Genomic DNA, 11,652 nt, shown 5'->3' on the forward strand with positions numbered 1-11,652 from the left:
AGTGCAAAGAAGATAAAAGTTGCGGAAAGCGTGTTGCCGCTGTCCGCCAGCTCCAATTCTAATATGAGAATAGTTTTCATTCATAAATTGGAAGTGGGCGGGACGCGGCACGCGGGGTGGCGCGGCGCCCGGGACGGGAGAAATCGAAGATCATGAGCAGCAAAGAACTGGCCGGCGCCAGGCGCGCAACGGGCTCGCGCACACGGCTGGCGGCGGCCCTGTGCGCGGCGGGTTTCGGGGCCGCGCCGGCATGGGCGCAGAGCGATGAAACCGCCAAGACGCTGGACACGGTGGTGGTCACCGCCTCCGGCTACGAGCAGCAGATCCAGGACGCGCCGGCTTCGATCAGCGTCATCACCCGCGAGGACCTGGACAAGAAGTTCTACCGCGACCTGAACGACGCGCTGGTCGAAGTGCCCGGCGTCATCGTCACCGGCGGCGGCGACCGCCAGGACATCAGCCTGCGCGGCATGGGCCCGAAGTACACGCTGATCCTGATCGACGGCAAGCGCCAGAACTCCCGCGAGACCCGCACCAACTCGGATTCGACGGGCGTGGAGGGCGGCTGGACGCCGCCACTGTCGGCCATCGAGCGCATCGAGGTCGTGCGCGGCCCCATGTCCTCGCTGTACGGCTCGGACGCCATGGGCGGGGTGATCAACATCATCACCCGCAAAGTGCCCGAAGCCTGGGGCGGCGAGATCCGCCTGGACACCACGATCCAGGAAAGCAGCAAGTCGGGCGACATCTACCAGGGCAACTTCTACCTGGCCGGCCCGATCAAGACCGACCTGCTGGGCCTGCAGATCTACGGCCAGGCCACGCAGCGCGACGAGGACGACATCGTCGACGGCTTTCGCAAGCGCAACGCCGAGAGCGTGACCGCCAAGCTGGCGCTCACGCCCAACCGCGACCACGACATCGTGCTGGAAGCGACCACCATGCGGCAGAAGCTGCAGGAAACGCTGGGCAAGACCGTCGCGCCGCTGGCGCCGGGCGAGGCGTGCTCGCGCAATGGCTGCCCGGCGTCGTCCGAGACCGATTACCGCAGCAACAAGTGGGCGCTGTCGCACACCGGGCGCTGGGGCTGGGGCGTGTCCGACAGCTATGTGCAGCAGGAAGAGTTCGACAACCGCTCGCGCCAGATGAAGATCAAGAACCTGGACCTGCAGACCAGCTGGACGCTGCCGCTGGGCTCGCACATGCTGACCCTGGGCGGCAGCTACCTGAACCAGCGCCTGAACGACCAGACTGGCAACCAGCTGGCCGGCGGTCCGAGCAAGGTCGAGCGCTACCAGTGGGCCCTGTTCGCCGAGGACGAATGGCGCCTGACCGAGCGCTTCGCCCTGACCACCGGCCTGCGCATGGACGAGGACGAGAACTTCGGCACGCACTTCAGCCCGCGTCTGTACGGCGTCTGGCACATGGCCGAGCGCTGGACCCTCAAGGGCGGCGTGTCCACGGGTTTCCGCGCGCCCGACCTGCGCCAGACGGTGGCCGGCTGGGGCCAGGTCAGCCGCGGCGGCAATATGTACGGCAATCCGGACCTGACGCCGGAGAAGTCGGTGACCGAGGAAATCGGCATCCTGTATGACGACGGCGAAGGCTTCAACGCCGGCCTGACGCTGTTCAACAACGACTTCAAGGACAAGATCACCCGCGTCGCGTGCCCGGCCACCCAGTGCACCGACGGTCCCAACCAGTTCGGCTCGGACCCCACCACCTACATGAACGTGGACAAGGCCAACTCGCGCGGCGTGGAAGCCAGCATGCAGTTCGCGCTGTCGCAGGCCTGGTCGATGACCAGCAGCTACACCTACACCAAGTCGGAGCAGAAGTCGGGCCAGTACCAGGGCCAGCCGCTGAACCAGCTGCCCAAGCACCTGTTCACCACCACGGTGAACTGGCAGCCGTCGGACGCGCTGCAGGCCTGGGCGCGGCTGAACTACCGCGGCAAGGAAAGCCAGCCCATCACCGGCCCGTCCTCGTCGTCGCTGGTGGCGCCGTCCTACACCTTCGTGGACCTGGGCGGTTCCTACCAGCTCAACAAGACCGTGTCGGTGTACGCCGGCATCTACAACCTGTTCGACAAGCAGGTCGCCTACGACGACTACGGCTATGTCGAGGACGGCCGCCGCTACTGGCTGGGCATGGGCGTGAAGTTCTGAGACAGCAGGGCGCGTGGCGCCCGCCACATGAAGAGGTACGCATGAAAAAGCAGATACGAACGGGCCGCGCCCGCCACTGGCTGGCCCGCGCCGCAACCGCGCTGGCGCTGGGCGCCACGGCCGCCGTGTGCGCGGCGCAGGCCACGGCGCCGGTCAAGCACGCGCGCGGCGAGACCGCGGTGCCGGCCAATCCGTCCAAGACGGTGGTGATGGACCTGGCGGTGCTGGACACCCTGAACGCGCTGGGCGTGGAAGTCGCGGGCCTGCCCAGCGTGGCCAAGCTGCCGCCGCAGCTCGCGCAGTACGCCGACAAACGCTACCTCAAGGTAGGCACGATGTTCGAGCCCAACTACGAGGTGATCCACGCGGCCGCGCCGCAGGTGATCTTCGTGGCGGGCCGCTCCGCGCCCAAGTACGACGAACTGGCCAGGCTGGCGCCCACCGTTGACCTGACCGTCGACGCCAAGGACCTGGTCGGCAGCGTCACGCGCAACACGCACACGCTGGCGGCCATCTACGGCAAGGAGGACGTCGCGCGCGGCAAGCTCGACGCCTTGAACGCGTCGATCTCGGCCCTGCGCGAGCGGGCCGGCGGCGCGGGCACGGCGCTGATCGTGCTGACCACGGGCGGCAAGATGAGCGCCTACGGCCCCGGCTCGCGCTTCGGCGTGATCCACGACGCCTTCGGCATCAAGCCGGCCACCACCGGCCTGAGCGTGTCCAACCACGGCCAGGCCATTTCCTTCGAGTTCATCGCGCAGACCGATCCCGACTGGCTGTTCGTGATCGACCGCGACGCCGCCATCGGCCGCGAAGGCGTGTCGGCCCAGCGCATGCTGGACAATGAACTGGTGCGCCAGACCAAGGCCTGGAAGCACAAGCGCGTGGTGTACCTGAACGGCTACAACTGGTATCTGATGGGCAGCGCCGGCCTGACGGCCATGCAGCAGAGCGTCGACGAAATCGCGGGCGCGCTGGCGGCGGCCAAGTAGCGCCGCATGTCGGGAGCAGGAGTCGGGCAGGTGGGTTGGCGGCGGTCGATGCGCGGTTGGGGCGGTCTGGCGGCGGTGATGGCGTTGCTGTTGCTGCTGTGCGCGGCCAGCATCAGCCTGGGCGCGGGCCAGTGGTCCTGGAGCGCGTTATGGAGCGATGACGACGCCCAGCGCGCCTGGCGCCTGTTGCTGGTCAGCCGGGTGCCGCGCACGCTGGCGCTGCTGCTGGCCGGCATGTCGCTGGCGGTGGCCGGCCTGATCATGCAGATGCTGGTGCGCAACCGCTATGTCGAACCTTCGACCGCCGGCACCGTCGAATCCGCCACGCTGGGGATACTGGTCATCACGCTGCTGGCGCCGGACACGCCGGTGATCGGCAAGATGCTCACGGCCACGGGCTTCGCCCTGGCCGGAACCCTGCTGTTCCTGGCGCTGCTGCGCCGCGTGCCGCTGCGCACGCCGTTCATTGTGCCGCTGATCGGGCTGATCCTGGGCGGCGTGATCCAGGCGGCGACCACCTTCGTCGCCTACCGCTACGACCTGCTGCAATCGCTGCATGCCTGGACCACCGGCGATTTCTCCGGCGTGCTGCGCGGGCGCTACGAGCTGCTGTGGATAGGCTTCGCGCTGGCCGGCGCCGCCTATGCGGCGGCCGACCGCTACACGGTGGCCGGCATGGGCCGCGAGTTCGCCTCGAACCTGGGCCTGAACCACGCGCGCCTGACGCTGGCGGGCCTGCTCATCGTGTCGGCGATTTCCGCCGTGGTGGTGGTGACGGCCGGCGCCATTCCCTTTCTGGGCCTGATCGTGCCCAACGCCGTCAGCCTGCTGCTGGGCGACAACATGCGCCGCTCCATTCCGTGGGTGGCCGCGCTGGGCGGCATCTTCGTGCTGGCCTGCGACATCATCGGCCGGCTGGTGATCCACCCGTACGAGATTCCCATCGGCACGGTGGTCGGGGTGCTGGGCAGCATCCTGTTCCTCGGCCTGCTGCGCGTGCGGAGGAACCGCCTTGGCTGAGACCGTCATCCGGGCGCCGGCGATGCGCGCGCAAACCTGGCGGCTGGGCCTGCTCGGCATCGCCGCGCTGGCCTGCGTGGCCGCCTTCATGACCCTGGGCGCCAACGGGCAGTGGTCGTTCGTGATTCCGTTTCGCGGGGCCAAGCTGGCGGCCATGCTGCTGGTGGCCTATGCCGTGGCGCTCTCGTCCGTGCTGTTCCAGACCATCACGCACAACCGCATCCTGACGCCGGCCATCATGGGCTTCGACGCCCTGTATCTGCTGATCCAGGCGGTGGTGGTGTTCGGCTTCGGCCAGGCGGCGGCGAACGTCGAGCATCCCGTGGCCGCCTTCCTGCTGGAGGTGGGCGTGATGACGGCGTTCGCCTGCCTGCTGTTTCGCTGGCTGTTCGCCGACGGCGTGCGCAGCCTGCACCTGATGATGCTGGTGGGCATCATCTTCGGGCTGCTGTTTCGCAGCCTGTCCAGTTTCGTGGTGCGGCTGATCGACCCCAACGAATTCCTGGTGCTGCAGGACCGCATGTTCGCCAGCTTCAACAGCGTGCGCGTGGGCCTGCTGCCGATCGCGCTGGCCGCCGTGTGCGCGGCCTCGCTGCTGGTGTGGCGCATGCGGCACCGCTACGACGTGCTGGCGCTGGGCCGCGAGATCGCCGTCAACCTGGGCGTGGACTACCGCCGCACGCTGCTGCAGACGCTGGCGGCCATCGCCGTGCTGGTGTCGGTGTCCACCGCGCTGGTCGGCCCGGTGACCTTCTTCGGGCTGCTGGTCAGCAACCTGGCCTACCAGGCCATGGGCTCGGACCGGCACCGCCATACCATTCCCGCCGCGACGCTGCTGAGCGTGATTTTCCTGGTGGGCGGCCAGACGCTGCTCGAGCGCGTGCTGCAGTTGAACACCACGGTCAGCGTGGTCATTGAATTCGTGGGCGGCGTGATGTTCCTCGTCCTGATCCTGCGCAGGGGGCGCCGATGATAGAGATCCAGCAAGTCAGCAAGCAATACGGCGACAGCGTGGTGGTCGACGGCGTGTCCCTGTCGCTGCCGGCCGGCGGCGTGACCGCCATCATCGGCCCCAACGGGGCCGGCAAGTCGACGCTGCTTTCCATGGTCAGCCGGCTGCTGCCGATGTCCGCGGGCTCGGTACGGGTCGATGGCCTGGACGTGACCCGCGCCGACAGCCGTGAACTGGCCCGCCGCCTGTCCATCCTGCGCCAGGACAACCATCTGCCGCTGCGGCTGACGGTGAGGGACCTGGTGGCGTTCGGCCGCTATCCGCACAGCGGCGGGCGCCTGACGCTGGCCGACAAGGAACACATCGACCGGGCCATCGCCTACCTGAACCTGGAGCCGCTGGCCGGGCGCTACCTGGACGAAATGTCCGGCGGCCAGCGCCAGCGCGCCTTCGTCGCCATGGTGCTGTGCCAGGACACGCGCTACGTCCTGCTGGACGAGCCGCTCAACAGCCTGGATATGAAGCATGCCGTCGCCATGATGGGCACCTTGCGCCGGGCGGCCGACGAACTGGGCAAGACCGTGGTGCTGGTGCTGCACGACATCAACTTCGCCTCCACCTACGCCGACCGCATCGTCGCCATGCGGGCGGGCCGCATCGCCTGCCAGGGCGCGCCGTCCGAGCTGGTGCGGGCCGAGGTGCTGAGCGAACTGTACGAATTGCCCATCGAGGTGCATGAAATCGGCGGCAGGCGCATCTGCGTCTACTACCGCCAGCCGCAGGGGTAATAGGCCGCAACTTGTATGCGGAACCACGGATCTATGAGCAAATGATAAAAATATTGCGACAGATTCGCATTTGCAGAATAATGCCGGACCGTTTTATCCCCAACCCGATAACGCAGCACGGTCATGCATCCCACTCGCTCGATTTCCGCAGCATTGCTCGCCATTGCGCCGCTGTCCGGCCTGGCCCAGACCCAGAGCGAAACCTCTGCCGCCACCTTGCCCGCCGTCAGCGTCTACGGCATAGACGATACGTCGCAGAGCTATAACCCGCCGGACTCGTCCAGCGCCACCAAGATCGACGCGCCCCTGCGCGACATCCCGCAGACCGTCAACGTGGTGCCCGCGCAGGTCATGCGCGACCAGCACGCCAATTCCTTGCAGGACGCGCTGAAGAACGTGCCGGGGGTCAGCTTTTCGTCGGGCGACGGGCAGCGCGACCAGGTGTCGATCCGCGGCTTCACCGCCATCGCCGACCAGTACGTCGACGGCTTCCGGGACGACGCGCTGTACTACCGCGATCTTTCCAACGTCGAGCGCGTCGACGTCATCAAGGGCCCGGCCGCGGTGCTGTACGGCCGGGGGTCCTCCGGCGGCCTGATCAACCGCATCACCAAGAAGCCCGGCGAGGACATCACCCAGCTGGGCCTGAGCTACGGTTCATGGAACGACCGCCGCCTGGAGCTGGACCTGGGCCGCGCGACCGAGAGCGGCAGCATGGCGTGGCGGCTGACCGGCGCGGTCGAGAAGGGCGACAGCTACCGCGACAAGCAGTTCCTGGACCGCAAGGCCATCGCGCCGTCGGCCATGCTGCGCCTGGGCGAGGACACGACCTTCCTGATCCAGACCGAATTCCTGGAAGACCGCCGCGTCACGGACTTCGGCATTCCCGCCTATCACGGCCGGCCGGTGGACGTGGACCCGTCCACCTACTACGGCGCCGAGAACGCGCGCGACGTGGACTACACGCAGGCGCGCGTGCAGTCCTACGCCGGCACGCTGAACCACCGCTTCAACGGCACCTGGTCGCTGCGCAACGCCACCCGCTACTACCACTACACGCTGGACCGCAACAACACGCTGCCGGGCGTGGTGAACGAGGCCGCGCAAACCGTGACGCTGAACCGCTCCAACGTGCGGCGCGAGGAGCACGGCTGGACCAACCAGACCGAGCTGACGCAGCGCGCGCAATGGGGTTCGGTCTCGCACGAGATCCTGTACGGCGTGGAGGTCGGGCAGCAGAACAAGGACCTGGTGAACTATTCGGCCAACAACGTGGCCACGGTCGACCTGTTCGACCCGGTGCTGCCCACGCTGCCCATGCAGGTGGGGGGACGGCCCAGCGCCGACAACCTGGGTCGTTTCAATACCCTGGGCCTGTACGTCCAGGACATGGTGTCGCTGGGCGAGCATTGGAAGATGCTGGGCGGCGTGCGCCATGACCGCTTCGAGCAGAAGACCGAGGACCGCCGCAGCGGCGCCAGGCTGTCGCGCACCGATTCCAACTGGAGTCCGCGCCTGGGTGTTGTGTACCAGCCCGACGCCGTGCAGTCGTATTACGTTTCGTGGAGCCAGTCGTACCAGCCTTCCGGCGAAGCGTTCTCGCTGGCCGCGAGCAACGCCGACCTGGCGCCCGAGAAAACCACCAACTACGAAATCGGTGCCAAGTACGACTTCCTGGACGGCAAGCTGTCGACCACGGTGTCCATCTTCCGCCTGGAGCGCACCGACATCAAGGTCAACGATCCGGTCACCAACTCACTGGTGCCGGTCGGAACGCAACGCACCGACGGCGCCGAATGGACGCTGTCGGGCGACCTGGGCGACGGCTGGCGCGCGATGATGGGCTATGCCTACCTGGATGCCCGCGTCACCGAATCGATCGCCAAGGACGCCGGCAGGAACGTGGAAGGCAAGCGCGCCACGCTGACGCCGCGCCATGCCGGCAACATCTGGGTCACCAAGAACCTGGGAGACGGCTTCGGCGCCGGCGCGGGCCTGAACCTAGTGGGCGCGCGTTACGCGAACCCGAGCAACACCGTCAGGCTGCCCGGCTATGTGACCGCCGACGTCGCCGCATGGTGGCGCAAGGGGCCGTATGCGGTGCAGCTGAACGTGTACAACCTGTTCGACGCGGGCTATATCGTGTCGGCGCACGGGACCAGCCCGAACCTGAACATGCCGGGCGCGCCGCGCAACGCGATGCTGAGCCTGCAGTACCGGATGTGAAGCTAGGGCCTGTGCATGGCTCCTTTTAGTGTGAACAGGCCCTAGGCGCGTAGCGGCGAAGCCCGGACCAGGCTGTCGGCATCCAGGGCCGCCAGCGCGTCCAGGAAGCGCCATGCGTACGATCCGGGGCCTTGCGCCTGGTCGTGCGCGCTGGCGCCGGCGATGCCAAAGCATGACAGGGCCGCCACCGCGGCGGCGTACGGATCGTCCCGCGACACCGCCGCGAACGCGCCGACCACCGCCGTCAGCGCGCAGCCCGTGGCCGTGACGCGCGGCATCCAGGGCGAGCCGCCGGTAATGCGCAGCGCGCGGCTGCCGTCCGTGACGTAATCGGTTTCGCCGGTGACGGCCACCACCGTCTGGCGGGCGGCGGCGAGGGCGCGCGCCGATTCCTCCGCTTGCGCGACGGCGTCGCGCGCATCCACGCCCTTGCCGGCGCTCTGGCCGCCGGCCAGCGCGATGATTTCCGAGGCGTTGCCGCGGATGACGGCGGGGCGCAGGTCCAGCAGCCGCGCCACCGCGTCGCGGCGGAAGGCGGTGGCGTGATGCGCCACCGGGTCCAGCACCCAGGGCGTGCCGGCGCGGCCGGCCGACCCGGCGGTCAGCAGCATGCTGTCCAGCCAGGGCGCCGACAGCGTGCCGATATTGATCACCACCGCGCCGCTCAGGCGGGCGAATTCCGGCGCCTCTTCGGCGGCGTGCACCATGGCGGGCGAAGCGCCGATGGCCAGCAGCGCGTTGGCGGCATAGTTCATGGAAACGAAATTGGTCAGGCACTGCACCAGCGGCGCATCGCGGCGTACGGCCTGGAGCAGGTCGTGCGACAGCCGGGCCTGGGCGGCGAGGGTGGGGGAGCGGTCTGGCATCTGGATCGGGTTGGACGGGGCGCCGCGCGTGGCGGGCCTGGCGCGGCCCGTCGACGCAGACTCCCCGGGTTGATGCGCCGTATGTTATCAGGCCAGCCTGTCGCGCAGCACCGGCTGACCCGGCGCCGCGTGGCGGGCAGGCTGGCTCAGCATGCAGCCGATCACGCCGACCACGCCGCCGGCCAGGCTGTAGAAGACGGGCGCGAGCGTCACGCCGGTGGTCTGGATCAGCCAGGTGACGATGAACTGCCCGAAGCCGCCGAACACCATCACCGCGATGTTGTAGCAGACCGCCAGCCCCGCCGAGCGCACATTGGTCGGGAACTGCTCGCCCAGCGCGGTCGCGAACGGCCCCAGGAATCCGCCGAGCAGAATGCTGAGCGCGGTGAAGGCGACGGTCAGGTTGGCCAGCGTGGGCGCCGACTGCACCCAGGAAAACAGCGGGTACATCAACAGGGCGTAGGGCAGCAGGAACGCCAGCATCACCGGCCTGCGCCCGTAGCGGTCGGACAGCGCGCCGGCCAGCGGAATCGCGACGATCAGGGCCAGCAGCCCGATGGACTGCGCCGTGAAGGCGTCGTGCAGGGCGAAGTTGAACTGGCGCGTGACGAAGGTCGGCAGGTAGATGATGAAGGTGTAGACCGACGCGGTGGCGCAGGTGGTCAGGCACAGCGTGGCGGCGATCGAGCGCGGGTAGCGGTTGAACATCGCGGCCAAGCTGACTTTCTCGCCCTTGCGCATGGCGAGTTCGGATTCCTCCGGCTCGTCCAGGTAGCGCCGTATCCACCAGCCCAGCGGCGCGATCAGCAGGCCGATCACGAACGGCACGCGCCACATGCCTGCGATCAGCTGCTCTTCGGTGAATAGCGACGTCAGCAGGAATCCGGTGGCCGCGCCGGCCAGGTTGGCGAGGTTCTGGCCGAACATCTGCCAGGCGCCGTACACGCCTTTCTTGCCCGGCGGCGCCGCCTCCACCAGGTAGGCCGTGGACGAGGCGAATTCCCCGCCGGTGGCGATGCCCTGCATCAGGCGCGCGATCACGATCAGAATGGGCGCGGCGATGCCGATGGTGGCGTAAGAGGGCGTGAACACCATGATGAGCAGCGACACCGTCATCAGCGCGATGATCAGCTGCAGCGCCGATTTGCGCCCGCGCCGGTCGGCATAAATGCCGATGGCGATCCCGCCGATGGGCCGGGTCACGAAGCCCACCCCGAAAGTCGCCAGGGTCAGCAGCAGCGCGGTGTGCTCACCCGCGGCGGGAAAGAACACCTTGGCGATGATGAAGGCCAGCGCGGCGAACACGCCGAAGTCATACCATTCCAGCGCATTGCCCAGAATGGCGGCGGTCAGTTGCAGCCATCGAGGGGCCGCTTTTTTCGTCTGTTTCATAGTCTGTCTCCTCCCGGCCGCCGCTTATGCGTTGTTATGCAGCGGCAGTCCCAGTTCAGCGATACGGGATAGGACCGCGGCCCCGATGGGGAGCGCGGCGTCGTTGAAATCGAAATTCGAGTTGTGCAGTCCGTGGCGATGGTCCGGGTCTCCCGTGCCCAGATGGATGTAGGCGCCCGGGCGTTGCTGCAGCATGAAGGAAAAATCCTCCCCGCCCAGGCTGGGCAGCGGACGGCGCACCACGTTGTCCTCGCCCACGACGTCGGCCGCCGCCCGCCGCGCCAGCAGGGCCTGGGCTTCGGTGTTGACGGTCGCCGGCACGTTGGGCTCGTATTCCAGCGTCGCCGTGCCGCCCAGGCCCTGCACCACGTGCTCCACCGTGGCCCGCAACCGCGTCTCGATGATGCTGCGCACTTCGGGCTGAAGCGAGCGCGCGGTGCCGGTCAGCACCACCTCGTCCGGGATCACGTTGAAGCCCGCCAGGCTGCCGCCGGCGATGCCGCACAGGCTGAGCACGCCGGCCTCCAGCGGGTCCAGGTTGCGGCTGACGATGGAGTGCGCCGCCACGATGACGTGGCCCGCCATCAGGATGGGGTCCAGCGCGCGCTGCGGCGCCAGGCCGCCGTGGCCGCCCTTGCCCTTGATCCGGATGGTGATGCGGTCGGACGCGGCCATGGCCGGCCCGACCGGAACCGACACCGATCCCAGCGCAAGCGCGGGCCAGTTGTGCAGGGCATAGACCTCCTGCATCGGAAACCGCTCGAACAGGCCATCCCTGACCATCTCCAATCCCCCATTCAATCCCTCCTCCGCAGGTTGAAAAATCAGATAGACCACGCCGTCGAAGGCCCGCGTGCGCTGCAAATAAGCGGCGGCGGCCAACAGCATGGCGACGTGCCCGTCATGGCCGCAGGCGTGCATTCTGCCTGCGTGACGCGAGGCGTAGTCCAGCCGCGTGCATTCATCCATGGGCAGCGCGTCCATGTCGGCGCGCAGTCCGATCGCGCGCCCGCTGGCCGTTCCGCGTCCCTGGATCATGCCGACCACGCCGGTGCCGCCGACTCCCGTGCGGTGTTCGATGGACAGCCGGCGCAGCTCCGCACAGACCACTTCGGCCGTCCGGTGTTCTTCGAAACCCAGTTCGGGATGGGCATGGAGGTCGCGCCGGATTTTCCGGTAGGCGTCGATCTCCGAGGGCAGCAACTGCGGGATTTTCTGTGGCATGGGCATGGATACTCTTGATGGAAA

9 protein-coding genes are annotated in these 11,652 nt (G+C 67.9%); 6 read left to right on the plus strand and 3 right to left on the minus strand.

Annotation, left to right across the window (positions count from 1 at the left end):
- The first annotated feature begins 152 nt into the window (after positions 1–152).
- The 6 genes from AC1IQ6_RS11350 (at position 153) to AC1IQ6_RS11375 (ending at position 8,146) form a co-directional block, all read left to right on the plus strand.
- Positions 153–2,168 carry a ligand-gated channel protein gene (locus tag AC1IQ6_RS11350; RefSeq protein WP_485866331.1) on the plus strand — a complete coding sequence of 672 codons (2,016 nt, stop codon included), beginning with the start codon at positions 153–155 and terminating at the stop codon, positions 2,166–2,168.
- A gap of 41 nt (positions 2,169–2,209) precedes the next feature.
- Positions 2,210–3,160: a siderophore ABC transporter substrate-binding protein gene (locus AC1IQ6_RS11355; protein WP_485866332.1), complete on the plus strand. Its 951-nt coding sequence runs from the start codon at positions 2,210–2,212 to the stop codon at positions 3,158–3,160.
- A 48-nt stretch (positions 3,161–3,208) separates the two neighbouring features.
- Entirely contained in the window at positions 3,209–4,180 is a 972-nt protein-coding gene (locus tag AC1IQ6_RS11360) for an ABC transporter permease (RefSeq protein ID WP_485866567.1), read from the plus strand.
- On the plus strand, positions 4,173–5,153 hold the full coding sequence (locus tag AC1IQ6_RS11365; RefSeq protein ID WP_485866333.1) for an iron chelate uptake ABC transporter family permease subunit: 981 nt from the start codon (positions 4,173–4,175) through the stop codon (positions 5,151–5,153). The genes AC1IQ6_RS11360 and AC1IQ6_RS11365 overlap by 8 nt, the downstream gene beginning before the upstream one ends.
- Positions 5,150–5,920, plus strand: coding sequence for an iron ABC transporter ATP-binding protein (locus AC1IQ6_RS11370; protein ID WP_485866334.1), 771 nt, complete (start codon positions 5,150–5,152; stop codon positions 5,918–5,920). The genes AC1IQ6_RS11365 and AC1IQ6_RS11370 overlap by 4 nt, the downstream gene beginning before the upstream one ends.
- Before the next feature lie 123 nt (positions 5,921–6,043).
- Positions 6,044–8,146: a TonB-dependent receptor gene (locus AC1IQ6_RS11375; protein WP_485866335.1), complete on the plus strand. Its 2,103-nt coding sequence runs from the start codon at positions 6,044–6,046 to the stop codon at positions 8,144–8,146.
- A gap of 41 nt (positions 8,147–8,187) precedes the next feature.
- On the opposite strand, the gene thiM is transcribed toward AC1IQ6_RS11375, so the two are convergent.
- From thiM to AC1IQ6_RS11390, 3 genes are all read right to left on the minus strand, one after another.
- Positions 8,188–9,012: a hydroxyethylthiazole kinase gene (gene thiM / locus AC1IQ6_RS11380; RefSeq protein WP_485866336.1), complete on the minus strand. Its 825-nt coding sequence runs from the start codon at positions 9,010–9,012 to the stop codon at positions 8,188–8,190.
- An 87-nt stretch (positions 9,013–9,099) separates the two neighbouring features.
- The gene (locus AC1IQ6_RS11385) at positions 9,100–10,404 is read right to left on the minus strand and encodes an MFS transporter (RefSeq protein ID WP_485866337.1); all 1,305 of its coding nucleotides are present in this window, start codon (positions 10,402–10,404) and stop codon (positions 9,100–9,102) included.
- 24 nt (positions 10,405–10,428) lie between these two features.
- Positions 10,429–11,628 (minus strand): amidohydrolase, encoded by a 1,200-nt coding sequence (locus AC1IQ6_RS11390; RefSeq protein WP_210405773.1) that lies wholly within the window; start codon positions 11,626–11,628, stop codon positions 10,429–10,431.
- Positions 11,629–11,652 lie beyond the last annotated feature (24 nt).

Source organism: Achromobacter sp. MUI-25009338 (assembly GCF_057359325.1).